The 25,181-nt window shown below is 69.4% G+C and carries 26 protein-coding genes; 15 read left to right on the forward strand and 11 right to left on the reverse strand.

Annotated features, from left to right (window positions below; genetic code table 11):
* Positions 1-47: 47 nt before the first annotated feature.
* Together CFI00_RS08475 and CFI00_RS08480 are read right to left on the reverse strand one after the other, a co-directional pair.
* The gene (locus tag CFI00_RS08475; RefSeq protein WP_207084753.1) at positions 48-1,601 is read right to left on the reverse strand and encodes a DEAD/DEAH box helicase; all 1,554 of its coding nucleotides are present in this window, start codon (positions 1,599-1,601) and stop codon (positions 48-50) included.
* A 253-nt stretch (positions 1,602-1,854) separates the two neighbouring features.
* On the reverse strand, positions 1,855-2,967 hold the full coding sequence (locus CFI00_RS08480) for a FlgD immunoglobulin-like domain containing protein (RefSeq protein WP_207084754.1): 1,113 nt from the start codon (positions 2,965-2,967) through the stop codon (positions 1,855-1,857).
* A gap of 194 nt (positions 2,968-3,161) precedes the next feature.
* On the opposite strand from CFI00_RS08480, the gene istA reads away from it, so the two are divergent.
* The 3 genes from istA (at position 3,162) to CFI00_RS08495 (ending at position 7,120) form a co-directional block, all read left to right on the forward strand.
* The gene (istA, locus tag CFI00_RS08485; RefSeq protein ID WP_207082371.1) at positions 3,162-4,808 is read left to right on the forward strand and encodes an IS21 family transposase; all 1,647 of its coding nucleotides are present in this window, start codon (positions 3,162-3,164) and stop codon (positions 4,806-4,808) included.
* Positions 4,805-5,608, forward strand: coding sequence for an IS21-like element helper ATPase IstB (gene istB, locus CFI00_RS08490; protein WP_207082265.1), 804 nt, complete (start codon positions 4,805-4,807; stop codon positions 5,606-5,608). Before istA ends, istB begins: the two co-directional genes overlap by 4 nt.
* 516 nt (positions 5,609-6,124) lie before the next feature.
* Entirely contained in the window at positions 6,125-7,120 is a 996-nt protein-coding gene (locus CFI00_RS08495) for a hypothetical protein (RefSeq protein ID WP_207084755.1), read from the forward strand.
* Here the strand turns inward: CFI00_RS08495 and CFI00_RS08500 are convergent.
* The 3 genes from CFI00_RS08500 to CFI00_RS08510 all read right to left on the reverse strand — a co-directional run bounded on the left by CFI00_RS08500 (position 7,057) and on the right by CFI00_RS08510 (position 8,998).
* Positions 7,057-8,013 (reverse strand): IS481 family transposase, encoded by a 957-nt coding sequence (locus tag CFI00_RS08500; protein ID WP_207084657.1) that lies wholly within the window; start codon positions 8,011-8,013, stop codon positions 7,057-7,059. The two genes, CFI00_RS08495 and CFI00_RS08500, sit on opposite strands and share 64 nt — an antisense overlap.
* Positions 8,014-8,436: 423 nt before the next feature.
* Positions 8,437-8,724 carry a hypothetical protein gene (locus CFI00_RS08505; protein WP_207084756.1) on the reverse strand — a complete coding sequence of 96 codons (288 nt, stop codon included), beginning with the start codon at positions 8,722-8,724 and terminating at the stop codon, positions 8,437-8,439.
* Positions 8,717-8,998, reverse strand: a complete 282-nt coding sequence (locus tag CFI00_RS08510) for a hypothetical protein (protein ID WP_242532743.1) — start codon at positions 8,996-8,998, stop codon at positions 8,717-8,719. Before CFI00_RS08510 ends, CFI00_RS08505 begins: the two co-directional genes overlap by 8 nt.
* Before the next feature lie 36 nt (positions 8,999-9,034).
* On the opposite strand from CFI00_RS08510, the gene CFI00_RS08515 reads away from it, so the two are divergent.
* The 5 genes from CFI00_RS08515 to CFI00_RS08535 all read left to right on the forward strand — a co-directional run bounded on the left by CFI00_RS08515 (position 9,035) and on the right by CFI00_RS08535 (position 14,149).
* Complete coding sequence (locus CFI00_RS08515; protein WP_207084757.1) at positions 9,035-9,793, forward strand: methyltransferase domain-containing protein; 759 nt, start codon at positions 9,035-9,037, stop codon at positions 9,791-9,793.
* 181 nt (positions 9,794-9,974) lie between these two features.
* Positions 9,975-11,702 (forward strand): 2-isopropylmalate synthase, encoded by a 1,728-nt coding sequence (leuA, locus tag CFI00_RS08520; RefSeq protein ID WP_207084758.1) that lies wholly within the window; start codon positions 9,975-9,977, stop codon positions 11,700-11,702.
* 17 nt (positions 11,703-11,719) lie between these two features.
* Positions 11,720-12,586, forward strand: coding sequence for an alpha/beta fold hydrolase (locus CFI00_RS08525; protein WP_207084759.1), 867 nt, complete (start codon positions 11,720-11,722; stop codon positions 12,584-12,586).
* A gap of 43 nt (positions 12,587-12,629) precedes the next feature.
* Positions 12,630-13,358: a DNA repair protein RecO gene (gene recO, locus CFI00_RS08530; RefSeq protein WP_207084760.1), complete on the forward strand. Its 729-nt coding sequence runs from the start codon at positions 12,630-12,632 to the stop codon at positions 13,356-13,358.
* Entirely contained in the window at positions 13,355-14,149 is a 795-nt protein-coding gene (locus tag CFI00_RS08535; RefSeq protein ID WP_207085428.1) for an isoprenyl transferase, read from the forward strand. The genes recO and CFI00_RS08535 overlap by 4 nt, the downstream gene beginning before the upstream one ends.
* A 16-nt stretch (positions 14,150-14,165) precedes the next feature.
* On the opposite strand, the gene CFI00_RS08540 is transcribed toward CFI00_RS08535, so the two are convergent.
* Genes CFI00_RS08540 through CFI00_RS08555 form a run of 4 tightly spaced genes read right to left on the reverse strand, consistent with a single transcriptional unit; the run spans position 14,166 to position 17,350 of the window.
* Positions 14,166-14,582 carry a transcriptional repressor gene (locus tag CFI00_RS08540; protein ID WP_207084761.1) on the reverse strand — a complete coding sequence of 139 codons (417 nt, stop codon included), beginning with the start codon at positions 14,580-14,582 and terminating at the stop codon, positions 14,166-14,168.
* Entirely contained in the window at positions 14,569-15,588 is a 1,020-nt protein-coding gene (locus CFI00_RS08545; RefSeq protein WP_347401894.1) for a metal ABC transporter permease, read from the reverse strand. The genes CFI00_RS08540 and CFI00_RS08545 overlap by 14 nt, the downstream gene beginning before the upstream one ends.
* A complete protein-coding gene (locus tag CFI00_RS08550; protein WP_207084762.1) occupies positions 15,585-16,388 on the reverse strand; it encodes an ABC transporter ATP-binding protein in 804 nt (267 codons plus the stop codon). Before CFI00_RS08550 ends, CFI00_RS08545 begins: the two co-directional genes overlap by 4 nt.
* Positions 16,382-17,350, reverse strand: a complete 969-nt coding sequence (locus tag CFI00_RS08555; RefSeq protein ID WP_207084763.1) for a metal ABC transporter substrate-binding protein — start codon at positions 17,348-17,350, stop codon at positions 16,382-16,384. Before CFI00_RS08555 ends, CFI00_RS08550 begins: the two co-directional genes overlap by 7 nt.
* 63 nt (positions 17,351-17,413) lie before the next feature.
* On the opposite strand from CFI00_RS08555, the gene CFI00_RS08560 reads away from it, so the two are divergent.
* From CFI00_RS08560 to CFI00_RS08585, 6 genes are all read left to right on the forward strand, one after another.
* The gene (locus CFI00_RS08560; protein WP_207084764.1) at positions 17,414-17,743 is read left to right on the forward strand and encodes an antibiotic biosynthesis monooxygenase family protein; all 330 of its coding nucleotides are present in this window, start codon (positions 17,414-17,416) and stop codon (positions 17,741-17,743) included.
* Positions 17,744-17,797: 54 nt separating this feature from the next.
* Positions 17,798-19,198: a glycine--tRNA ligase gene (locus CFI00_RS08565; RefSeq protein ID WP_207084765.1), complete on the forward strand. Its 1,401-nt coding sequence runs from the start codon at positions 17,798-17,800 to the stop codon at positions 19,196-19,198.
* A gap of 64 nt (positions 19,199-19,262) precedes the next feature.
* Positions 19,263-19,880: a hypothetical protein gene (locus CFI00_RS08570; protein WP_207084766.1), complete on the forward strand. Its 618-nt coding sequence runs from the start codon at positions 19,263-19,265 to the stop codon at positions 19,878-19,880.
* 18 nt (positions 19,881-19,898) lie between these two features.
* Positions 19,899-20,543 carry a hypothetical protein gene (locus CFI00_RS08575; protein ID WP_207084767.1) on the forward strand — a complete coding sequence of 215 codons (645 nt, stop codon included), beginning with the start codon at positions 19,899-19,901 and terminating at the stop codon, positions 20,541-20,543.
* A 37-nt stretch (positions 20,544-20,580) separates the two neighbouring features.
* Positions 20,581-21,720 carry a tRNA dihydrouridine synthase DusB gene (gene dusB / locus CFI00_RS08580; protein WP_207084768.1) on the forward strand — a complete coding sequence of 380 codons (1,140 nt, stop codon included), beginning with the start codon at positions 20,581-20,583 and terminating at the stop codon, positions 21,718-21,720.
* A gap of 280 nt (positions 21,721-22,000) precedes the next feature.
* Positions 22,001-22,885: a hypothetical protein gene (locus CFI00_RS08585; protein WP_207084769.1), complete on the forward strand. Its 885-nt coding sequence runs from the start codon at positions 22,001-22,003 to the stop codon at positions 22,883-22,885.
* A 45-nt stretch (positions 22,886-22,930) separates the two neighbouring features.
* On the opposite strand, the gene CFI00_RS08590 is transcribed toward CFI00_RS08585, so the two are convergent.
* Positions 22,931-23,389 (reverse strand): DUF5994 family protein, encoded by a 459-nt coding sequence (locus tag CFI00_RS08590; protein WP_207084770.1) that lies wholly within the window; start codon positions 23,387-23,389, stop codon positions 22,931-22,933.
* A gap of 125 nt (positions 23,390-23,514) precedes the next feature.
* Here CFI00_RS08590 and CFI00_RS08595 point away from each other — a divergent pair, with 125 nt between their 5' ends.
* On the forward strand, positions 23,515-24,786 hold the full coding sequence (locus CFI00_RS08595) for a deoxyguanosinetriphosphate triphosphohydrolase (RefSeq protein ID WP_207084771.1): 1,272 nt from the start codon (positions 23,515-23,517) through the stop codon (positions 24,784-24,786).
* A 15-nt stretch (positions 24,787-24,801) separates the two neighbouring features.
* Here CFI00_RS08595 and CFI00_RS08600 read toward each other — a convergent pair whose 3' ends face one another.
* A complete protein-coding gene (locus CFI00_RS08600) occupies positions 24,802-25,161 on the reverse strand; it encodes a hypothetical protein (RefSeq protein WP_207084772.1) in 360 nt (119 codons plus the stop codon).
* Positions 25,162-25,181: the final 20 nt, after the last annotated feature.

Raw genomic sequence — 25,181 nt, forward strand, 5'->3', positions numbered from 1 at the left:
TTGGACCGGGGCTGCTACCTGCACCCGTCCATGACGTTGCTCGCGGCTTAGACAGACGGTTCAAGGAGAAAGCGGTGGATGTCGTCAGCCCTCTTGTGGGACCCAAAGATCATTGCCGAGTCTGCTACGTCCCAGGCGATGTCGTTGAAGCTCTCGTGCGCTCCCTTATTGGGATCCTCGATAGTTCCTTCCGCGTAGAGGATGACCATCCTGGCCAACCTTCCGTCCTGCTTCTTGCGTAGGACGCGGCCCATGCGCTGAATCATCTGGCGGCGACTGCTACTGGCAGTAACTACGATTGCCAGATCCGCATCAGGCACGTCAACGCCCTCATCAAGCACGCGAGGGGCAGTGATGACCGACTTTCCACCTTCGCGGAAACTGGTGAGAAGCCGTTCCCTCTCGTCGCTGGAAAGTTCGCTAGAGATGACCGCAGCTCCCTGCCCGACATTCGAGTAGAGCTCCGCGGCCGTGGTGGCCGCGCTGATTGTCTGGGTGAAGATCAGCGTGCCCCGGGCCGAGTCCGCGACCGGCCGCAGGTCCGCAAGGCGACGAGTCTTCGCTTCCGACTCGGCAAGAATCCTCGCTCGTCGTTGGAACGCGGACATGTAACGGATGGCAAGTTGCCTGGCCCCGCCAGGGTCAGTCGGCCACTTACCTGCCGCGGCTTTCGCGACGTCCTTCATGAAGTCTGCGTGTGGATCGGCGCGCAACCGGAAGCCTGCTACTAGGGTCGATCGGGACTTCTTCAACTTCGCTTCTGTGTTTTCGTACTCGGTCTTATCTTGGGGGGACAGCCGAGCGCCGACGAAAGCGAGCTTGAAGTGGGCCACTACGCCGTCACGGATGGCCCTCTCGTATGCAATGTCGTAGACAGGCTGCTCTCCGAAATACTGCGCCAGCCGACTGTCGCCATCATCTCCACGCTCGTAGGTAGCGGTCAGACCGAGGCGGGCCGAGAACTGCGGATGCAGTGCGTTGAACCAGGCGTCGGAGCCATAGCGGTGGCACTCATCGGCAACGATCAGCCCGCGTGTCGGAGGTCGCAGACCATCGGCGCTCTGAATGGTGGAAACGATCAGATCGCTTCCTGTGAAGTTGGCAAATCGTCCGTCACCAAGCAGTCCCACCCTCGTGTTGGCGGCCCGGAGTGCGTGTGTGTCCTCCAGGTTGCTGTGCCATTGATTTAGCAGCGTTCTGGTCGGCACCACCACCAGCACTTGTCCGCCTGCACGGAGTTCGCCGAAGGCAGCCTCAATGCCGAGGCGGGTCTTGCCAGTCCCGGTCACCGCCTGCACCACGCCCTGTCTGTCGGCAGCCTCCCAGGCCGTCAGTGCCTCTTGCTGCCACTGATAGAGGTTGGAGCCGGTCCGGGCAAATGGGCGCGGGGCGGCTGCGACAGTCTTGCGGGCTGCCTTCGTCGTGTTGGGAGCTTTGGTGGGAGATCCGCTGTCCAATTGCCCCAGCAGCGCCTGCACGGCTGTCGTCGGCGCCAATGTCCGGTCTAAGTCGTGCCAGTGCTGCTTGACGACTAGCTCGTAGATCCCCAGGTCGCGCGCTAGATCGGCGACCGCGCGATTCCACGTGGAGTTTCTCGCCACGCGCGTCCCCCTTGATGGCTGCGGTCAACGGTGCCCATGCCGACTCATTCGCAATTCTGACGTGAGCGGATCGGAAGAAACTGACTTTTCAATGGTGAGTTGGCGGGGGCGCGGGTAGCAGCAGTCGCCGCTTCTCGCCGAAGCAGTGTCGAACCCGGCGACGAAAACTTGTCGGAACCCAGCGGGAGGTTGCGAACGGAGTGCTTTAGGTCGGAACGCAACGGCACTCAACACGCGCCTTCTGTGACGAGCGTCAGATCGGCGTGCGCACTTTGTAATGGATGGTCACGGCGTCGATCCGGGCGACTTGCCCCCGAAGGACCTTCACTTTCACCTCGTAGCGGGTAGCGGACCGCAGCCGGCTGGTGATGCGAGGATTCTGAGTACAGCACACGGTCCGCCCTCGAACCGAGTACGTGACGGACGCGGCATTTACGGGCAAGGTGAACCGCCAGATGGCGACAGACCCTCGGCCGCGAGCGCAGTCCAAGGTCACGGAGCGGCCGCGCTCCTGGTAGATCGATAGACACCCGCGCTTTGGCGTCACTTTCGATGCTTGCGCGCCCGCGCGCCTTGAAGTCTTCCATCCGGACTCCCGGATACCGGTCGCGGCTGTCACCGTCTTCGTGGCGCTGCGGGATATGCCGTCATGGCCTGTTGCAGTCACAGTGAGTGTGTAGTCACCGGGAGTCACAACGGTGCCATCTTGTCGCAATCCGTCCCAGGTCCAACTGTGGTCTTGTCCGCCTGTGCCAGGGAGCATCCCAAGCGACGCCGTCTTCACGGCTCGCCCGAGGTCGTCGCGCACCTCGGTAGTCACCGTGGCATCCGCGGTCATCCACCACGCCAATGCGACAGTGTCCGCGTACCCATCGCGGATTATCGGAAAGATCTCCGACTGGGAAACATTGACCGCATCGAAGGTGACGCTGGGGCCCAGGACCGTCCACCGGGCAGACGTGTAGGCCCCTGTCTCGCCACCTCGCACCGTGGCCTCACACGTCGCAGGTCCGACGATATATTCGTCCGCTGAGATCGACCAGGACGGATCCCCGGCCACATGCTCGTGCAACGCGGCGACACCGCTGAAGTATGGACCGCCCTCGCACTCGAGGGAGTACCAGTAATCGTCGCTGGGAGCTGCGCTGAGGTCCACCGTCACAGACCCGTCCCATCGGTTGGGCAGCACTGTTCCCGGCGCCGGCGCGGTGATCACGGGGTCGGTGGTCGCTGCATGAGTGGGTGATGGCGTGAGCCCCGCCCCTACAACGGCCGCGACGAGAAGGGCTTTCCCCCAGATCCTTGATGATCTGGCCGTCTTCGCCGCCCGGAAGTTCTCGCTTGCAAGCATCTGCGCAATAAACATGGTTGTCCTTGTCGCCTGCCATGAGCATGGGACCGCTCTGAGCGGTTTTCTGCCAGGTTCATGGGACCACCTGGATTGCCAGTCATGGGACCACCCGGCGCGCCTGGCCGGTGGGTCCTCGGTTCGGCCGTTGGATCGCCGCGTCAGGTCAGTCGGCGCGGAGGTCGTCAGCGGTGGGATTCAGGGAGGTCAGCGTGGTTGAGGTGTTCGAGGTGCTGCGGGCGTGGCTCGCGGGGTTGGGGCTGCGGAAGGTCGCCGAGCGGGCCGGTGTGGACCGGAAGACCGCTCGCCGGTACGTGGCCGCGGCCGAGGCCGCCGGCCTGTCGCGCGACGCGGGTGTCGAGGCGCTCACCGATGAGCTGGTCGGTGTCGTGGTCGAGGCGGTGCGGCCGGCACGGCCGAACGGGCACGGCGCTTCGTGGGAGCTACTGCTGGCTCACGAGGAGCAGATCAGCGCCTGGGTCAAGGGCGGCGACGGCGCCGAGCCGTTGAGCATCGTGAAGATCGAGGAGTTGCTCGCCCGGCAGGGGTGCGTGGTGTCGTACCGGACGCTGCACCGGTTCGCGGTCGAGCGGTGCGGATTCCGACCGAAGAGGACCACGGTGCGGGTCGCCGACGGCGAGCCGGGCGTGGAGTGCCAGGTCGACTTCGCCCAGATGGGCTACCTGACCGACCCGGAGACCGGTCGCCGGCGGAAGGTGCACGCGCTGATCTTCACTGCCGTGGTCAGCAGGCACATGTTCGTGTGGTTGACCTACTCCCAGACGCTCGTCGCGGTGATCGCCGGCTGCGAGGCAGCCTGGCGGTTCTTCGGCGGCGCCTTCAAGGTGCTGATCCCGGACAACCTCAAGCCGGTCGTGACCGACGCCGACGCGGTGAACCCGACGCTGAACGTGGGCTGGTTGGACTACGCCCAGCACGTCGGGTTCGGGACCGACCCGGCCCGGATCCGCTCGCCGCAGGACAAGCCGCGGGTGGAGCGGGTGGTGCAGTACGTGCGCGGCAACTTCTGGGCCGGGGAGTCCTTCACCGACCTCGCCGATGCGCAGGCTCGCGTCGAGGCATGGTGTGCGCAGCGGGCCGGGATGCGGATCCACGGCACCACCCAGGCCCGACCGGCCGAGGCGTTCGCCGAGCTCGAAGCGAGCTGCCTGTTGCCGGCCCCGGAGCCCTATGACGTGCCGGTGTTCAAGCGGGTCAAGGTGCACCGCGACTTCCACGTCGAGGTCGCCAAGGCGCTCTACTCGGTGCCCGAGCCATACCTGGGCCGCCAGCTGGACGCTCGCGCCGACAGCGAGCTGGTCAAGCTCTACACCACCGGCCGGACCGGCCAGGTGGGACCGGGCCGGCTGGTCAAGACCCACCCACGGCAGCCGCCCGGCGGACGGTCCACGGACCGTGAGGACCTGCCCGAGGAGAAGACCGGCTACGCGCTGCGAGACCTCACCAAGCTGATCGGCGTGTGCGCCGGGCACGGGGAGAACATCGGGATCTATGCCGAGCGGCTGCTCGACGATCCGCTGCCCTGGACGAGGATGCGCAGCGTGTACCGGCTACAAGGTCTGGTCCGCCGCTACGGCCCAGAGCCGGTCGAGAACGCCTGCGCACGAGCGCTGGACCTCGACGTGGTCAGCGTGTCGAAGATCGCCTCGATGCTCGAGAAGGCCACCGAGCGCGAACAGCCGGTGCTGCCTGCCGCAGCCGGCTCCGGCCACAACGCCCAGGGCGGCCGGTTCGCTCGCGACCCCAAGGAGTACTCCGGTCGCGGCAGCGTCCGGCTCACCCTCATCCCCGGCGGCCGGGTCGCCGGGGATGGCACAGACCTGGAGCCCACCCGATGAGCACAACGACCAAGGTCGGGCCGGTCGATCCGGTCGGGACCGACCTGATGCGGACACTGAAGGCGCTCAAGCTCGGCGGTCTGAAGGACACCCTGCCCGAGCGGCTCGCGCTGGCCAAGCAACGCAAGATGGGCCATGCCGCGTTCCTCGAGCTGGTGCTGGCCGACGAGATCACTCGCCGGGAGTCCCGCTCGGCGATGCTGCGCGCCCGCACCGCCGGGCTGGACCCCACGATGCGGCTGGAAGCCTGGGACGAGCTCGACGACCTCTCCTACGACCGGACCCTGCTGTCGGACCTGACCAGCCTGCGGTTCACCGAGGCCGGCCACGGCGCCCTGATCCTCGGCCCGGTCGGCGTCGGGAAGACCCACCTCGCATCAGCGCTCGGCCACACCGCTATCCGACGCCGGCTCAGCGTCCACTTCGCCCGCGCCGACAAGCTGTTCACCCGGCTCCGCGCCGCCCGACTCGACAACACCCTCGAGGCCGAGATCCGCAAGCTCGCCCGCGTCGACGTGCTGATCATCGACGACTTCGCGCTACGACGGCTCGAGGCCACCGAGACCAACGACTTCTACGAGATCATCGTCGAACGCCACCGCCGCGCGAGCACCATCGTGACCTCGAACCGGGACCCCGCCGAGTGGCTGGCCATGATGAGCGACGCGCTGCTCGCCCAGTCCGCGATCGACCGACTCACCTCAGGCGCGCACACCCTGGTCATCGAAGGCCCCTCCTACCGGCAACGAGACCGACTCAACCAGCGCGCCGACATTGACCCAGGAAGCGAGGCCCTGTGATGCTCACCCACACCTTCGGGTGGTCCCATGCTCATGGCAACGAGGTGGTCCCATCACCGTGGCAAGCGACAGTCCTACCGATCGACGAGTTGCGCCTGCAGGGCGCCCCGCGCAGCGATGTCGACTTTAGCCTCGGGTGCCAGTTGCGTCAGCGAAAGGGGATAACTGGGCGTCGCAGGGTCCATTGACGCATGACAGCGAGACGAGCAGATCGGGTCTCGGTGCCACGGACGCAATGCTTACCCGCAGACCGACCCGTCAAGAGACACGTTGCGATAGCTCACGCTGTACCTGGCGGCCCAAGGCCAATGCTCGGCGGGAAGCCCGCACCCATAGACCGTTGTTCCTACTCCCGGTGGCACCAAGGCCGTCCGGGTAGATGCGGCCCGTCGCTCCGTCACGGTTCGGTAAGTTCGATGCATCACCGCACGTCCGTATGGCTGCCCGGGCCAATTGCAGTCCCTGCGGAACTAAACTTCCGATGTTCCAACCCCCGCACGCGAGGAGCGTCTAGTAGTGAGTGACACCAATACAGTTCTAGGCGCATTAGCGGCCACCGGATGGTTTGCCAAGCACGGGGAGGTAGCACTGACAACTGGACTGGCGCACGTTCTTCAGAAGGACCGCTCAGCTGCTGCTGCTTTGTTGAATCTGCTCGTTGCGCGCTCGGGCGTAGCCGTTCCCGACGGCCTCCTATGGCTGCCGGAAGGGGTTCAGGATGACCGGGGGCGGGTTGATGTCGTCGGCTCCCACATTGATAAAGAGGTGGCACTTCCCGTCGTTTTCATCGAGGCCAAGATCCACGCGGACCTTGGAGACGCACAGGTCCGTCGCTACGTGATGACACAACAGCGCCAATTAGCCGGAACAGCGTTTGGCGGCGTCGTCGTGGTCTTGGTGCCCGAGTCGCGGATGAGTGTCATGTCCGGCGAACTGACTCGCGATCTCGCGCCCGTGGGCGCCCGTCGGACAGACTCCGTGTGGGAGGTGCCTGGGGCAACCAAGGTGAAGGTGATACTCCTTGCTTGGGACGAGGCCATCGACGTGATGAAGCGGGCCGCATCGGATAGTGCCGACGACCTGAACCAGTTGCTCGGCGCAGCCCGCGCAATGCGGGGCAGTGATATCGCCGCGCTCACCGATGGGGAGCTGTCGGGCGGTTGGCGCACCCGACGGGCGGACATCTCCGACATGGTGGACCGGGTGACAACCCAGGCGACGCGCGCATTGGGATTCAAGCTGGCTCCTTGGCAAGGCAAGTCATCGGACGGGCTCGAGGGTGGCTTCCGCTATATCGGCCTCGAGGGGCTTCCGAACCTCGCTGTTGGAGTCCGACCCGACGTGGAAAGTCCCCCACTCTGGGTGAGATGGCATCGCAACACCAAGGCGTTCAACATGGTGGCCGATCGCCTGGGCAAAGACGCCCTAGATGTACTCGGCAGGCAGGTTCATGACAGTCGGCTGATCGGGGGTAGTCCTCCGATGGCTGAGTGGCGTCGTCGAGTGTTGTAGAAGTCGAGCCAGGGCGCCAGTGCTGCTGCGCGTTCGTCGTTGCTGGTGAAGACCTGGTGGTAGGCCCACTCGGTCTGGACGGTCCGGTTGAACCTCTCGACCTTGCCGTTCTGCCAAGGGCAGTGCGGCTTGATGGTGATGTGTTGAGCGTTGAGGGACTCGATGACGTCTGCGAAGTCGCGTGATCGGGTGTAGTTCAGGGCGTTGTCGCTAATGACCTGACGGATGGTGATGCCGTGTTCGGCGAAGAAGCCGGCGGCGCGTGCCAAGAACCCAGCGCAGGTCGCCCCGGTTTCGTTGGTGAGGATCTCGGCGTAGGCGAGTCGGGTGTGGTCGTCGACCGCGGCGTGGACGTAGTCGTAGCCGACCCTGCGCTTGTAGCTGGGCCGCTCGCCGCGGCCGTGGGCTTTCCACCCGCCGCCATCAGGGATCCGGCCGACCTTCTTCACGTCCACGTGGACCAGGTCGCCGGGGGTGTCGCGTTCGTAGCGCACCGCTGTGGTCTTCGACGCGCGGATCACCTCGCCGGTCAACGGGTCACAGGTGCGCAGGAGTGGGACGTGGTGGCGCTGCAGGATCGCCCCGACAGTGCGGGCGGGGATCCCGAGCTCGGGTCCGATCCAGTCCTGTCCGCGGCGCTCGGTGCGGCGCAGCAACAGGACTGCTTGCTCGACCTCGCGTGGAACACGGTGGGGGCAGTGGTGTGGGCGTGAGGACCGGTCGACCAGGCCGGCCTCGCCCTCAGCGCGGAACCGGGCAACCCAGCGGTGGGCGCACTGACGTGAGATGCCGAGTTCTTTGGCGACATGCGCGACGGGACGACCGTGGTCGATGACCCGCTCGATGAGCAGACGACGACCATGCAGATTCAAACGAGCGTTAGCGTGGGCCACGAGGACCTCCTGGGCGAGCGGATGACTTAGACATCTCCACTAAGCCGGGAGGTTCTCCTCGTTCACAAGACCCAGGCCGTCACCAACGTCCCTGCCGAGTACACCTAGAGCAAGCCGGTCATCTATGGGTGGCGCTTGAAGTGACAGCGGACTCAGGTTCCGCGACGAGGCAGATCCGGTCAATGGCCACCCAGGTCGAGCGGCTGTTTCGTGTTGCGGCGAACTTGCCCGACGTCGACGTGCGCGGATAGATGGGCGTCTCAACTGAGGTGGCTGTTAGCCAAGGGGGCCACCCCACCGAATCAATCAAGCACATTGGCCTTCAGATGAGCGTGGCCGATCAGCGAGTAACCGTCAGGGGCCAGCAGACGCCGCTCCGTGACAGCGAATTCGTCCCCGGACAGCAAGCACGCCTTACCCAGGTCAGCCCGTCTCGTCAGATGACCTTTCGGCCCCGGCTGGCTCCTCAGTGACGTCCTCCTGCACGTCAAGGCGCACAGCGTCGAGCCTGTCCTGCAGTTCCTGGACGCGAGCCGCGAGCTCCGCCAGGCTCAGCTGCGATGCCTGCGACTCCAGATCCTCGCGCGCGTCTGCAGTCAGAACGTAGCCAGCGGCGAGTGTCCACGCGTCGAGCTTGGCCAGCACGAGTTCGTGGTGAAGCAAGACGAAGCGTTCGATCAAGTTGTCGTCGCTGGGAGTGTCGTCAGTCATTTGTCCTCCTAGGAGCCTCACTCGAACGAGGTGAAATACACCTTGACTTTGCACAGAAGTGCTTGAGCGCCCCGCTCATGTAGCCGAAGTTCGCCGGGGTGCCGAGCACGTAGCCGTCGGCGGCGAGCACGTCGTCCGCGTCGGCCTCGAGCGCGGTCCGCACGACCACCTCGACGCCCTCGATGGCGTCGTCCGACGCCCCTGCCACGACCGCCTCGGTCAGCGCGGCGACCGACGGGGTCGGCGAGTGGTGGACCACCAGCAGTCGGGGCATGGCCAGAGCCTACGAGGGCGAGTAGCGTCACGTGGTGTGACCTTCGAGGTGGCAGGCGAGGCGTACGACCGGTTCATGGGTCGCTACTCCGGTCCGCTCGCCGCCGACCTCGCCTCCTGGCTCGCGCCGTCGACCGGGCAGCGCGCGATCGACGTCGGCTGTGGTCCCGGAGCCCTGACGGGGGTTCTGGTCGACCGTCTCGGCGCCGACGCGGTGGCGGCGGTCGATCCGTCGGGCCCGTTCGTCGAGGCGTGCCGCGCCCGGTTTCCCGGCGTCGACGTACGGCAGGGCACGGCCGACTCCCTGCCCTTCGACGACGACACCTTCGACGTGGCGGCGGCCTGCTTGGTCGTCCACTTCATGCCCGACCCGGTGGCCGGTCTCACCGAGATGGTCCGCGTGACCAGCGCTGGCGGGTGGGTCGCCGCGACGGTCTGGGACCTCGCCGGGTCGCGGGCGCCGATGTGGCCGGTGTGGGACGCGTTCGGGGTGATCCGTCCGGGTGGGCTCGCCGAGGAGCGGCTCCCGGCCGGCACGGGCGGTGAGCTGCAGCGGATGCTCGGGGCCGCCGGGGTCCGCGACGTGGAATCGGTGGAGATGCCGGTCACCGTCACGCACGGCACCTTCGAGGAGTGGTGGACGCCCTACCTCGAGGGCGTGGGACCGATCGGCGAGGAGCTCGCGGCCCTGAGTCCCCCTGATCGTCGGCGCGTCGAGGACGTGTGCCGCGACCGGTTGGGTCCCGGACCCTTCGACCTCACGGCGGTGGCGTACGCCGCCCGCGGCCGCGCCTGAGCAGCTCCCGGTCCGCGGATCGGACGGGCGGCTGTGCTCGCCCGCGCGGCGGCGTACGCTGAGGCAGTCATGATGTGCACCCTCCTCCTTGGTTGCCGCAGCGAGGCCTGAACCGGCCCCCTCGTTGCGGAGTGCGGCGCGCGCCGGTCGCCCGACACACCGACCGACCAACGAGGACACCATGACCAACCTGAGCAACACCGCCAACCAGCAGGGCACGAGCCCGATGCCGTTCGCGCGCTACACGCCGTTCGTGCCCGTCGACGTTCCCGACCGCACCTGGCCGACGAAGAAGGTCGAGAAGGCGCCGCGCTGGCTCTCCACCGACCTGCGTGACGGCAACCAGGCGCTGATCGACCCGATGACCCCGGCCCGCAAGCTCACCATGTTCGAGCTGCTGGTGAGGATGGGCTACAAGGAGATCGAGGTCGGCTTCCCGAGCGCCAGCCAGACCGACTTCGACTTCGTGCGCAAGCTCATCACCGAGGACCGGATCCCCGACGACGTGCAGATCTCGGTGCTGACCCAGGCCCGCGAGGACCTCATCGAGCGCACCGTCGACTCCCTCGTCGGCGCCCCCCGCGCCACGGTCCACCTCTACAACGCCACCGCGCCGCTCTTCCAGCGCGTCGTCTTCAACGTCACCCCGGACGAGTGCCGGAACATCGCCGTGCGCGGCACCGAGATGGTCATGAAGTATGCCGAGGAGCGGCTCGGCTCGATCGTCGGCAGCCAGGACTTCGGCTACCAGTACAGCCCGGAGATCTTCACCCAGTCCGACACCGACTTCGCGCTGAGCGTCTGCGAGGCGGTCTCCGACGTGTGGCAGCCCGAGGCCGGACGCGAGATCATCCTCAACCTGCCCGCCACGGTCGAGATGTCGACGCCCAACACCTACGCCGACCAGATCGAGTACTTCGGCCGAGGCCTGACCCGCCGCGAGCACTCCGCGATCAGCCTCCACCCGCACAACGACCGCGGCACGGCGGTCGCGGCCACCGAGCTGGGCCTGATGGCCGGCGCCGACCGCGTCGAGGGCTGCCTGTTCGGCCACGGCGAGCGCACCGGCAACGTCGACCTGGTCACCCTCGGCATGAACCTCTTCAGCCAGGGCATCGACCCGCAGGTCGACTTCGGCGACATCGACGAGGTCCGCCGCACCGTCGAGTACTGCACCAACCTGCCGGTCCACCCGCGCCACCCCTACGCCGGCGACCTCGTCTACACCGCCTTCTCCGGCTCGCACCAGGACGCGATCAAGAAGGGTCTGGAGGACCTGGACAAGAAGGCCGCTGCGCTCGGCGTACCCGTCGGCGAGCTCCCGTGGGAGGCGCCCTACCTGCCCATCGACCCCAAGGACGTCGGCCGCACCTACGAGGCGGTCATCCGGGTCAACAGCCAGTCCGGCAAGGGCGGTGTGGCCTACGTGCTGAAGTCCGAGCACAAGCTCGACCTGCCGCGACGCGCGCAGATCGAGTTCAGCCGCGTCGTGCAGCAGCGCACCGACGCCGAGGGCGGCGAGATCACCCCCGAGGAGATCTGGTCGGTCTTCCGTGCCGAGTACCTCGACCGCACCGCCCCGCTCGAGCTCGACTCGGTGCACACCTCCAGCGCCGCGGGGGAGAAGGACCAGCTCACCGTCGGGGTGTTCGTCGACGGGGAGCGCCAGGAGCTCTCCGGCGAGGGCAACGGCCCGATCGCGGCCTTCGTCGACGCCATCTCCGGGCTCGGCCACGACGTCCGCGTCCTCGACTACGCCGAGCACGCGCTGTCGGCCGGCGGCGACGCCATCGCAGCGGCCTACGTCGAGTGCGCCGTGGGCGAGAAGCTGCTGTGGGGCGTCGGCCTCGACGCCAACATCGTCACCGCCTCGCTCAAGGCCGTGATCAGCGCCGTCAACCGCGCGTGACCGGCTAGATTCCCTCCATGTTGGTGAGCGAGCGGATCGGACAGTTCTTCGTCGAGTCCGACGGCGGGCGCGACCGGCTGGAGTACACCGAGTACGGCTCGGGCGACGAGTGGGTGGTGCTGCTCCACGGCCTGCTCATGCCGCGGCGCATGCAGCAGCCGCTGGCGCGGGCGATGGCCGCCCAGGGCCTGCACGTGGTCACGCTCGACCTCCTCGGCCACGGCCGCTCCGACCAGCCGGCCGACCCGCTCGTCTACTCGATGACGTCCTTCGGTGAGCAGGTCGTCGCGCTGCTCGACCACCTCGGTGCCGACCAGGCCGTCATCGGCGGCACGTCGCTGGGCGCCAACGTCTCCCTCGAGGTCGCCGTGATCGCACCGGAGCGGGTCAAGGGCCTCATCGTCGAGATGCCCGTGCTCAACCACGCGCTCGTCGCCGGGATCCTCGCCTTCGTGCCGATCATGCTCGCCGCGCGCTACCTGCCCTTCACCGCCAACACCCTCCAGCGGGTCTCCCGCTCGGTGCCGCGCGGCATCGTCCCCTTCTGGGCCGGCATCGGCCTCGACACCGTCGACCACCGCGCCGACTCGATCGCGTCGGTGCTGCACGGCGTCATCTTCGGCCGCCTCGCGCCGTCGTCGAGCCAGCGCCGGCGCATCCACGCCCCGGTCTTCCTGGTGGGCCACCCGATCGATCCGATCCACCCGTTCGTCGACGCCGACATGCTCGCCGCCGAGCTGCCCAACGTCCGGCTCGAGCGGGCCTCCTCGATCCTGGAGTGGCGCTTCCGCCCGGACCGACTCACCGCGGATGCCGCCGACTTCGCCCTCGAGTGCTGGCGGGCCGCGGCGCCCGCCACCACCGCCCGGGCGCGGAAACGCTGAGCGCCAACCGTCTCCGGCGGGGTGCGTGGGGGAGGATGTAGCCGTGCCCCTCTACCGCGACGAGGCGGTCGTGCTCCGCACCCACAAGCTGGGCGAGGCCGACCGCATCATCACCCTGCTGACGCGACAGCGCGGCAAGGTGCGCGCGGTCGCCAAGGGAGTGCGGCGTACGACGTCGCGCTGGGGCTCGCGCCTCGAGCCGTTCGCCCACGTCGACCTGCAGCTGGCCGAGGGGCGCAGCCTCGACGTGATCACCCAGGCCGAGACGCTCGACCCGTTCAACGCCCGGCTCGGCATGGACTACGACCGCTACACCGCGGGCACGGTGATGCTCGAGACCGCCGACCGTCTCGTCACCGAGGAGGGAGAGCCGGCAGTCCAGCAGTTCCTCCTCCTCGTCGGCGGGCTGCGGGTGATGGCGACCGGTCAGCACGGGGCCAAGCAGGTCCTCGACTCCTACCTCCTGCGCTCGTTGTCGGTCGCCGGCTACGCGCCGTCCTTCGACCACTGCGTCCAGTGCGGCGTCGAGGGCCCGCACCGCTTCTTCAACCCCTCGGCCGGCGGCGTGCTCTGCACCTCCGACAAGCTGCCCGGCTCCGCCACGCCCGCCGCGGAGACGGTGCTGGTCCTGGGCGCACTGCTCGTGGGTGACTGGCCGGTGGTCCACGCCGCCGACCCCCGCCACCTCCGCGAGGCCAGCAACCTCGTCTCGGCCTACCTCGCCTGGCACCTCGAGCGCGGCCTGCGGTCGATGGCGTACGTCGAGCGCTGACTAGGCTCTGCCCCGTGAAGCGCCCCGTCCGCCAGCCCACCCCGCACCCCAGCGGCGCGACGCCGCCGTCGATCCCGCGTGACCTCGTCCCGGAGCACGTCGCCATCGTCATGGACGGCAACGGACGCTGGGCGAAGGACCGGGGGCTGCCCCGCACGAGGGGGCACGAGGAGGGCGAGTCGTCGCTGTTCGACGTCGTCGAGGGCGCGATCGAGATCGGCGTCAAGGCGATCTCGGCCTACGCCTTCTCCACCGAGAACTGGTCGCGCTCGCCCGACGAGGTCCGCTTCCTGATGGGCTTCAACCGTGACGTGATACGGCGTCGCCGCGACGAGATGCACGAGCTGGGCGTACGCGTGCGCTGGGCCGGGCGGGCCCCCCGGCTGTGGAGGTCGGTGATCAAGGAGCTCCAGGTCGCCGAGGAGATGACGAAGGACAACGACGTCCTGACCCTGACCATGTGCGTCAACTACGGCGGTCGTGCCGAGCTCGCCGACGCCGCGCGCGCCATCGGGCGCGAGGTCGCGGCCGGCCGGATCAACCCCGACAAGGTCGACGAGCGCACCTTCGCCCGACACCTCTACGTCCCCGAGCTCCCCGACGCCGACCTCGTCTGGCGCACGTCGGGGGAGCAGCGGCTCTCCAACTTCATGCTGTGGCAGGCGGCCTACAGCGAGATGGTCTTCACCGACGTGCTCTGGCCCGACGTCGACCGCCGCCACCTCTGGGCCGCGGTGGAGACGTACGCCCGGCGCGATCGTCGCTACGGCGGCGCGCTCCCCAACGCCTGACCTGGCACCGCCGGCCTCAGCGGCAGGTCGGGCAGGTCCCGAAGATCTCCAGCGTGTGGCTGAGGTCGGCGTAGCCGTGCTCGGCGGCGATGGCGTTGGTCCAGCGCTCGACGGCCGGGCCCTCCACCTCGACCGTGGCGCCGCACGTCCGGCACACGAGGTGGTGGTGGTGCGTGTCGGAGCAGCTGCGCCAGATGGCCTCGCCGTCCTCGTTGCGCAGCATGTCGACCTCGCCGGCCTCGGCGAGCGACGACAGGGTGCGGTAGACGGTGGCCAGGCCGACGGAGTCGCCCTGGCGCGAGATCAGGTCGTGGATCTCCTGCGCACTGCGGAAGTCGTCGAAGCCGGCCAGGGCCGCCGCGACCGCGCGACGCTGACGGGTGGGACGTCGCTGCTGTGTCCGGGTGCTGCCGTGGCGGTCAGTGCTCGTCATAGTGCTCTCCGTGCGGGGCGTGCCGGTGGCCGTCATGGACGTAGTCGACGTGGTCCTCGTGCCGCACCGCCGGGTGGCCGCAGTCGTCCCCGTGCTGGTGCGGGTGCTCGTCCACCTCGTGCGGGCCGGGCGTCCCAGTGCCCAGCGCCGGGAACGGCTCGGTGAGGCGGCGGCGACGACGTACCCAGACGCCGACCGGCCAGGTCGCGGCGAACATCGCCAGCGCGAGGAGGACGATCGACGGGCCCGGGGCCACGGTGGCCCGGGCGGAGAGCCAGGCCGCGACGACCAACCCGCCGACCGCGGCGACGCCACCGAGGACCATGGCCCACAGCAGCGTGGAGCGGAAGGAGCGCGCGAGCTGCTGTGAGGTGGCGACCGGCACGACCATCAGGGCCGAGACCAGCAGCAGGCCCACGGTGCGCATGGCGACAGTGACGCTGACGGCGGCGAGGACGGCGACGAGCAGGTTGTAGGCGCGGACCCGGAGGCCGGCGACCTTCGCGAACTCGGGGTCCGAGGCGACCGCGAAGAGCTGGGGGAGGAGGCCGAGCGTGAAGGTCAGGACCACCAGCGCCAGGACGGCGGTGTACCAGACCTCGGTCGGACTGATGCTCGTCACGGACCCGAAGAGGTAGACCTGCAGTCCGGCGGCTCCGTCACCGGCGAGTCCGCTGATGAGGACGCCGCCCGCCAGCCCGCCGTAGAACAGCAGGGCCAGCGCGACGTCGCCGTTGGTGTGGCCCTTCTCCCTGATGACCTCGATGAGCACGGCGCCGAGGACGGCGACGACGACCGCGGTCCACGTGGGGGACGCTCCGGTGAGGAGCCCCAGCGCGACGCCGGTCACCGCGACGTGGCCGATGCCGTCGCCCAGCAGGGCGAGGCGGCGCTGCACGATGAAGGTGCCGATCGCGGGTGCCGCCAGGCCGGTGAGCAGGGCGGCGAGGAGCGCGCGCTGCATGAAGTCGCGACCCAGCAGGTCGAGGAGCTCGGCGGGGCTCACCGGCGATCCTCCCTCGGGTCGAGCGACATCGTGTCGAACGGGGAGCCGACGTGCGGCACGTGGTCGTGCGAGCGGGCGATCGGGTGGTGGTGGCCGTGGACGTCCTCGTGGGCGAGCGGCTGGCCGTCGTAGGCGATCCGGCCGTCGCGCATCACCACCGCGCGGTCCACGAGCGGTTCCAGCGGACCGAGCTCGTGGGCGACGAGGATGATGGTGGCGCCCCGCTCGGACAGCGTCCTCAGGGCACCGGCGAGCGCGAGCTGGTTGGGCAGGTCCACACCGGCCGTCGGCTCGTCGAGGAAGAACAGCTCGGGCTCGCCCGCCAGCGCCCGCGCGATGAGGACACGCTGCTGCTGGCCGCCGGAGAGCGTCGAGACGCCCTCACCGGCCATGCCGGTGAGGCCCACGACCTCCAGGGCGTCGTCGATGGCCGCCCGGTCGGCCTTCCCTGCCGGGCGCAGCAGCGGGCGACGGGTGAGCCGGCCGGAGGCCACCACCTCGCGCACGCTGGACGGCACGCCGCCCGCGGCAGTGCCGCGCTGCGGGACGAAGCCGATGCGGTGACGCTCCTTGAAGTCGTGCAACGGCGTGCCGAAGAGAAGGACAGAGCCCTGGGTGAGCGGCCGGAGCCCGGTGAGGGCGCGCACCAGGGTGCTCTTGCCCGACCCGTTGGCGCCCATCAGGGCCACGAACTCCCCGTGCCGGACCACCAGGTCGTTGCCGCGCAGCACCGGACGGCCGCCGAGGGCGACCGTGACGTCACGGGCCTCGACGACCGCGGTGCCGGCGGGGTTCAGCATCCGTTGGCCTGCTGGAGCGCCGCGAGGTTCTGCTGCATGAGAGCAACGTAGTCGGTGGCGCCGTCACCATCGCCCGGTCCCTCGATCGGGTCGAGGACGGCGGTCTCGACGCCCGTGTCGGAGGCCAGGCTCTCGGCCATGGCGAGGGAGGCGAGCCGCTCGGAGAACACGGTGGTGATGCCCTCGCTGGCGATGAGCTCCTCCAGCTCGGCCAGCACGGCGGGGGTGGGCTCGGCGTCGGGGGTGAGGCCGGCGATCCCCTCGAAGTGCACGCCGTAGCGCTCGAGGTAGCCGAACGCCTCGTGGCTGACCACGACCGTGTCACGCTCGCAGCCTGCGAGACCCTCGGTGAGCTCGGCGTCCAGGTCCTCGAGCTCGGCGCGCAGCTCCTCGGCGTTCGCCCGGTAGGTCGCCGCGCCGTCGGCGTCGACCTCGGCGAGGCCCTCCGCGACGGCGTCGGCCATGTCGGCCATCAGGAGCGGGTCCTGCCAGAAGTGCGGGTCGGTGTCGCCGTGGTCGTGGCCGTCGTCCTCGGCGTGCTCGTCGTCGGACTGCTCCTCGTCGGCGTGCTCGTCCTCGTGGCCTTCGTGCTGCTCCTCGATCGAGCGGAGCTCCACAGCCTCCTCGGCGTCGACGAGCACGGCGTCCGAGACGTTCTCGACCGCCTCGTCGACCGCGGGCTGGAAGTCGTGCTGGAAGACGACCACGTCGGCCTCGTCGAGGTCTGCCGTCTGGGAGATGCCGAGCTCGAGGTCGTGGGGCTCGCCGCCGGGCTGGGTCAGGTTGGTGACCTCCCAGTCGTCGCCCGCCACCCGCTCCGTCACCCAGGCCAGCGGGTAGAACGCCGCGACGGCCCGACGACCACTGTCGGAGTCGGCGGCGCCTGACTGACCGCACCCGGCAAGGAGGACGGTGGCGGTCAGCGCGCTGGTGAGGGCGAGGGAGCGGGAGCGGGTCGACATGAGAACGATTCTCAGTGATGTTGAGAACCATTGTCAAACTGAGTGGGGTCGTACGCTGACCCGGTGCTCGTCGTCACCCGCCTCCGTACGCCCCGCCCCGACCCATCCGCCGAGGACGAGCTGCGCCGCGGCCTGTTGCACGCCCTCGGGATCCTCGCGGCCAAGCCCGGCTACGTCGGGGGAGAGGTCGGTCGCAACGTCGACGACCCGAGCCTGTGGGTGCTCACCACGCGGTGGGAGAACGTCGGCTCCTACCGCCGTGCCCTCGGCTCCTTCGAGGGGAAGATGCACGTCCAGCCGCTGATGGTCCACGCCCTCGACGAGCCCAGTGCCTACGAGGTCGTCGAGGAGGGGACCGACCTCAATGACGCGCAGCCGCGGTCGATAGGGTGAGTCCTCGCCCGCACGAGCCGGCAGCCAGCCGGCGCGACCCGAAGGAACACCACCGTGGCCAAGCCCGCCCCCACCGCCCTGGACAACGTCGTCTCCCTCGCCAAGCGAAGGGGTTTCGTCTACCCGTGCGGTGAGATCTACGGCGGCACGAGGTCCGCGTGGGACTACGGCCCGCTGGGCGTGGAGCTCAAGGAGAACATCAAGCGTCAGTGGTGGAAGTTCATGGTCACCCGTCGCGACGACGTCGTGGGCCTCGACTCCAGCGTCATCCTCCCGACGCGCACCTGGGAGGCCTCCGGCCACCTGAGCACCTTCAGCGACCCGCTCGTCGAGTGCCAGTCGTGCCACAAGCGCTTCCGCGAGGACCACCTCCAGGAGGACCACGCGGCCAAGAAGGGCATCGACAACCCCGACGACGTCGACGTCAACGAGTCGGTCGCGTGCCCCAACTGCGGCACCCGCAACGCGTGGACCGAGCCGCGCAACTTCAACATGATGCTCAAGACCTACCTCGGCGTCATCGAGGACGAGTCGGGCCTGCACTACCTGCGCCCGGAGACCGCGCAGGGCATCTTCCTCAACTTCGCCAACGTCGTCACGAGCAGCCGTCAGAAGCCGCCCTTCGGCATCGCCCAGATGGGCAAGAGCTTCCGCAACGAGATCACCCCCGGCAACTTCATCTTCCGCACCCGCGAGTTCGAGCAGATGGAGATGGAGTTCTTCGTCAAGCCCGGCGAGGACGACGAGTGGTTCCGCTACTGGATCGAGGAGCGCACCCGCTGGTACGTCGAGCTCGGCATCAACCCCGACAACCTGCGCCACTACGAGCACCCGACCGAGAAGCTGTCGCACTACTCCAAGGGCACGACCGACATCGAGTACCGCTTCGGGTTCTCCGGCCGTGACTTCGAGGAGCTCGAGGGCATCGCGAACCGCACCGACTTCGACCTCAAGCAGCACAGCGAGTTCTCCGGCAAGGACCTGTCCTACTACGACCAGGCCGCCGACGACCGCTACCTGCCCTACGTCATCGAGCCCGCCGCCGGCCTCACCCGCTCGCTGATGGCGTTCCTCATCGACGCCTACACCGAGGACGAGGCGCCCAACACCAAGGGCGGCGTCGACAAGCGCGTCGTGCTCAAGCTCGACCCGCGCCTGGCGCCGGTCAAGGTCGCCGTCCTGCCGCTGAGCCGCAACGCCGATCTCTCGCCCAAGGCCAAGGCGCTCGCCGCCGAGCTGCGCGAGAACTGGAACGTCGACTTCGACGACTCCGGTGCCATCGGTCGTCGCTACCGCCGCCAGGACGAGATCGGCACGCCCTACTGCGTCACGGTCGACTTCGAGACCCTGGACGACAACGCTGTCACGATCCGCGAGCGCGACACCATGGCGCAGGAGCGGGTCAGCCTCGAGGGCATCACGCGTTGGTTCGCCGAGAAGTTCGTCGGCTGCTGACCGCAGGCCACGCCGTACGCCGAACGCCCGCGCGGGACATGCCCGGGAGGGCATGATCCGCGGTGTGCGCCCTCTCCTCGTCCAGCGTCTCGGTGCGCTGGTGCTCGTGGCTGGCCTGCTCGGGGCGTGCACGGACGCCGAGCGCAGCGACCGACCCGACGGCAACGGCAGCACGCCCCTGCTCGGCGTCGACGACCTCGACGCCGGGTTCGTGCCCGGGGCCGCCGCAGCTGCGCCGCCCAGGACGCTGTCCTTCGGCGCCACCCACGTCGTCGAGATGTACATCGGGGAGGACGCGTCGGCGCCCGTCGCGATCACCGTCAACGCGATCCGGCGCGCGGACGTCGCTGCGCTCGCGCGGGTCCGCGCTCGGGGGTCGGGCGTGCCTCCGCACGCCTACTACGTCGATGCCACGCTGACGTTCGAGGGGCTCGGTGTCATCGAGGCGACGCCGTTCCTCACGCTCGCCGAGGGCTCGCGCGAGCGGAACGTGCACCACTACCGGCTGGAGACGCAGCGACCGTTCCCCCCGTGCCCCGGGACGGGCGACGGCGTCACCCTCCGGGCAGGAGAGCCGATCGACATCTGCGTGGTCTTCCCCGGCCCCCGCCGCCAACGGGTGCGCGGGGTGTCGATGCTGGACGAGCTCGGCGTGCCGACGTGGGAGGGAATCGTCTCCTAGCCGTGTGACGATGGCGCCATGCGACGCATGATCCTCCTGGCGACGGCTGCCGTGCTGTCGGCGTCGGCATGCTCACCGACGAGCCCGGCGACCCCCGATCCCTCAGCCGCACCTGTCTCCACCGCGGCGGAGGCGGGCACCGACCCCGGCACGCAGCTGGACTTCGGTGAGCCCGCGACGCTCGTGTGGCAGCCGACTGCCGACCTGACCGGCGAGCTCGAGCTGAGCGTGGAGTCCGTGGTCGGGCCGCGGGCGTCGGTCTTCGACGGCTGGCTGCGCGACGACACCATGGCCGCCTCGCGCGCCTACTTCCTACGCGTCCGGCTGGCCAACACGGGAGAGTCCGACCTCGGGGGCCAGGCGGTCCCGCTCTACCTCCGTGACGATGGTGGCACCCTCGGCGCCCCGTGGACCCTCGGCGGCGACTTCACCGCCTGTCAGAGCGGCCCGCTCCCCACGCCCTTCGCCGCCGGGGCCGAGGAGGAGATGTGCCTGGTCTACCTGGTTCCTGACCGTGGCCGCATCCGCGACGTCGTCTTCGAGCCCACAGAGGGCTACGACCCGATCGTGTGGACCGGTGACGTCGAGGAGCAGGCACGGCCCGGCGCACGGAAGAAGGACGCCGGGAAGAAGGTGAGGGACGAGCAAGGGCGCGGCGGCTGATTTGGGGTCGCGCCGTGCGCGGTTCGACAATGGAGGCATGAGCGCCGTGCCCACCTCCTTGACGCTGGGTCCGCTGCGCGTCGAGACCCCGGTCGTGCTGGCCCCGATGGCCGGCATCACCAACGCCGCCTACCGCCGCCTCTGCGCCGAGCAGGGGGCCGGTCTCTACGTCAGCGAGATGATCACCAGCCGCGGGCTGGTCGAGGGCGACGAGACCACGCAGAAGATGCTCGTCTTCGACGAGCTCGAGACGGTGCGCTCGGTCCAGCTCTACGGCACCGACCCGGTCTACATCGGCAAGGCCGTCGAGATCCTCTGCGCCGACCACGGTGTGGCCCACGTCGACCTCAACTTCGGCTGCCCGGTTCCCAAGGTGACCCGCAAGGGCGGCGGGGGAGCGCTGCCGTGGAAGCGCGGCCTGCTCGGGGAGATCCTCACCGCCGCGGTCGCCGCCGCAGCGCCGTACGACGTCCCGGTGACGATGAAGACCCGCAAGGGCCTCGACGACGACCACCTGACCTACCTCGACGCGGGCCGCATCGCGCAGGAGACCGGCGTCGCCGCCATCGCCCTGCACGGCCGCACCGTCCAGCAGGCCTACTCCGGCGAGGCCGACTGGGACGCCATCGCGCGCCTGGTCGACCACGTGGACATCCCCGTCCTCGGCAACGGCGACATCTGGGAGGCCACCGACGCCCTCCGCATGGTCGAGCAGACCGGTGCCGCAGGTGTGGTCGTCGGCCGCGGCTGCCTGGGCCGGCCGTGGCTGTTCCGCGACCTGGCCGCTGCCTTCCACGGCGAGGACGTCGCGACGCTGCCCACCCTCGGCGAGGTGCGCACGATGATGCGCCGGCACGCCGAGCTGCTCTCCGAGCACATGGGGGAGGAGCGTGGCTGCAAGGAGTTCCGCAAGCACGTCACGTGGTACCTCAAGGGGTTCCCGGCCGGGGGCGAGATGCGTCACCAGCTCGCCCTGATCGACTCGCTGGCCGCCCTCGACGAGCTGCTGGACGGCCTCGACGGCGACGCGCCCTTCCCGGAGCGGGAGCTCGGCACGCCGCGCGGACGGCAGGGAGCGCCGCGCAAGAAGGTGGTGCTCCCCGAGGGCTGGCTCGACGACACCGACGGCCGCGGTGCGCACCTGCGCGAGGACGCGAACGAGACCACCGGGGGGTGACCCGCGCCGCGGCGTGGTGCTCGTCGTGCCACGTGATCGGTGTCTCGTGAGCCGGAACACCCCGAATTTTGCTGTGGGAGATTGGGACAGCCACCAAATCCTGTGCTTCACTCGGTGATCGCGTCGACGTGGGCACGAGGTCTTCCCCGGTTTCACCTCGTGGTTCGGCGCAGTCCCCCGTCAGCAATCGCAAAGGATCAGCGCTGTGGCTCAGCATCGCCACAAGCGGGAAACCCCTGCTAGCAACACCCGTCCGTCCCGCCTCCCACGCTCCGTCCTGGTGTCGGCACCGCTCGCCGTCGTGGCGACCATGTCCGCCGTGACCATGGGCGTGCTCGCAGCCGAGCCGGAGAGGTCCGACACCAACCTGCTGGCCTCGTCCAGCACGTCGCAGTCGATCTCGAGCGCCGGCTCCGCCTCGGCGTCCGACATCGGCGTCGGCGCCAGCTCCGGCGGTGCGGCTCCCCGTGGCCGAGACGAGATCGTCTCCCGGTCGCAGATCCGCACTGCGGCCAAGGCCGAGGCGGCCGCCCGCAAGGACATCAGCGTCGACCGCCAGGCCCGCCGCCTGGCCAAGAAGGTCGACAACACGCTCTGGACCATCGAGACCCTCAACCTCTGGGACGGCCCGGGCGAGAAGGCGAAGAAGTTCGGCGTCGTCGACGCGCTCACGAAGGTCTCGGTCACCGGCCGGCGCCAGATGGGCCGCGCCCAGGTCGTCGTCGACGGCCAGTCGCGCTGGGTCACCGCGGCCTACCTCGCCCAGGAGAAGCCGAAGCCGGAGCCGGAGCCGAAGGAGCCCGCCGGTCCGAGCCTCGGCGGCGCCTGCGCGAACGGCTCGTCGATCGACGCCGGTCGCGCCTCCCTCTACGAGATCCATGACGCGGTCTGCGCCAACTGGCCGGCGATCACCAGCTACGGCACGTGGCGCAGCGACGGCGAGCACGGCCAGGGTCGGGCCATCGACATCATGGTCAGCGGCCAGACCGGCTGGGACATCGCCGAGTTCCTGCGGGCCAACTACGCAGCCCTCGGCATCGAGTACATCATCTACTCCCAGCAGATGTGGTCGGTCGAGCGCAGCGGTGAGGGCTGGCGCGGCATGTCCGACCGCGGGTCGACCACCGCCAACCACTACGACCACGTGCACGTCACGGTCTACTGACCGCACCGCACCGCACCCGCACCGCACCGCGGACGGCGCACGGCCTCAGCCGAGGCCGAGCAGCGTCCGCGGTGCCTGCGCGTTCGTGGGATCCACTGCCTGCGCCATGGCGCGAGCGGCCAGGTCGGCGTCGGTGTGGCTCGGCAGCACCAGCAGCCGCAGCCGGTTGCCCGACGACATCTTCACCACCACCAGATGGGTGTCGTCGTACGCCGACGAAGACGTCTTGACCGGTCCGCGCGCTGCCCGGACCCGGTGCTGGCTCGGCGCGCCGTCGACCGCGTCCCAGTCCGGGCGCGAGAAGTGCAGCCTCTCGATCTGCCCGACCAGCTGGGGAAAGTGGTCCACCAGGTCGCACGCCTCGGCCTGGAGGTCGCGCGAGCGCGGCCACCAGGCTCCGTCGACCGGACCTCGCGACGGCAACCTGCTCGCGAGGACGAGTCGGAGCGGTCCGTTCTCGCCGGGAGCGGCCGCAGGCACCGCGGTTGTCGGTGACGTCGTCATGACGCCCACCCTTCCGTCCTGCCCTCGCGGACTCGACGAGCCCGGCTCGGCAGGTGGGTCGGTGCCAGCCTACGCCCGCGACCGGCCGCGGGTGCGTCGGTGGCGCTCGCTAGGCTGGGCGGCCGATGAGCATCGAGGACCTGTACGACGACGCGGCGCGCGAGCGCATCGTCGCCGAGCCCCCCAAGAGGGTGGACGCGCCCGTGCGGCTCGCGTTCGAGCGCGACCGGGCGCGCGTGGTCCACGCGGCGGCGTCGCGCCGGCTGGCGGCCAAGACGCAGGTGGTCGGCCCGCAGACCGACGACTTCGTCCGCAACCGGCTCACCCACAGCCTCGAGGTCGCCCAGGTCGCCCGCGACCTCGCCCGCGCCCTCGGCACCCACCCGGACCTCACGGAGACCGCCGCGCTGGCCCACGACATGGGCCATCCGCCGTTCGGCCACAACGGTGAGCGGGTGCTGGCCGAGCTGAGCGCGGAGTGCGGCGGCTTCGAGGGCAATGCCCAGACGCTGCGCCTGCTGACCCGGCTGGAGTCGAAGACCTTCGACGCCGAGGGGCGCTCAGTGGGCCTCAACCTCACCCGGGCCACGCTCGACGCCTGCACGAAGTATCCCTGGTCCCGCGACGCCGCCACGGGCCCGCACGGGGTGCATGCCGACGGCACGCCGCGGGTGGTGGTGAAGTTCGGCGTCTACCACGACGACCGCCCCGTCTTCGACTGGCTGCGCACCGGGGTCGAGGGTCGCCGGCGCTGCCTCGAGGCCCAGGTCATGGACCTCGCCGACGACGTCGCCTACTCCGTGCACGACGTGGAGGACGGGATCGTCGCGGGCCGTCTCGACCTCACCAGGCTCGACCGTGACGCCCTCTGGGAGACCGTGCGGTCGTGGTACCTCCCCGGCCTCGACGACGACGCGCTCGACGCGGCCCTCGCCGACCTGCGGTCCGTGGCGAGCTGGCCGGAGGCGCCGTACGACGGCAGCCGGCGCAGCCTGGCCGCGATCAAGAACCTCACCAGCGACCTCGTCGGCCGCTTCTGCGGCAGCGTGCAGGAGGCCACGCTGGCCGCCTCGGACGGAGCGCCGCCGGTGCGCCACCGCGCCGACCTGGTCGTCCCGTCCCGCACGGAGGCCGAGATCGGGGTGCTCAAGGGCATCGCCGCCCACTACGTGATGCAGGCCGACGACCGGGTGAGCCTGATGCAGCGCCAGCGTGAGCTGGTGGCCGAGCTCGTCGAGGGGATGTGGGAGCGCGGGGTCGACGCGCTCGACCCGGTCTTCGTCGACGACTGGCAGCAGGCCGATGACGACGCGGCACGTCGCCGCGTCGTCATCGACCAGGTTGCCTCGCTCACCGACGCGAGCGCGATCGCGCGTCACGCCGGGCTGGGCGGCTGACGCCACCCACGGCCCTTACGGCAGGTCGCCCTGCGGGTAGGGGTTGTCCTGGCGCGCGGTGCTCTCGGGGTGCAGCTGGTCCTCGAGGTCCGAGCGGTGTCCGCCGTTGCCCGACGGCGTCACCTTGTCGGCGGCCGCGCTGGCAGCACCGGACGCGGCACCGGCCGCCGTACCGGCTGCGGAGACGACCGCGTCCTTGACGCCGGGCGCCTTCTCCTTGGCGAGGTCGGCCGCCTGCGTGGCCTTCTCCTGGACCCGCGGGTCGTCCTTGACCCGGGTCGCGGTCCGCTTGATCTGGTCGTACCTCTCCCGTCCGGCGCGGGCGCCGAGCACGTAGCCGACACCTCCGGCGATGAGCAGCATGAGCTTCTTCATGGTGGTTCTTCCTTCCCTGG

The sequence above is a fragment of the Nocardioides sp. S5 genome, from assembly GCF_017310035.1.
Taxonomy (GTDB): domain Bacteria; phylum Actinomycetota; class Actinomycetes; order Propionibacteriales; family Nocardioidaceae; genus Nocardioides.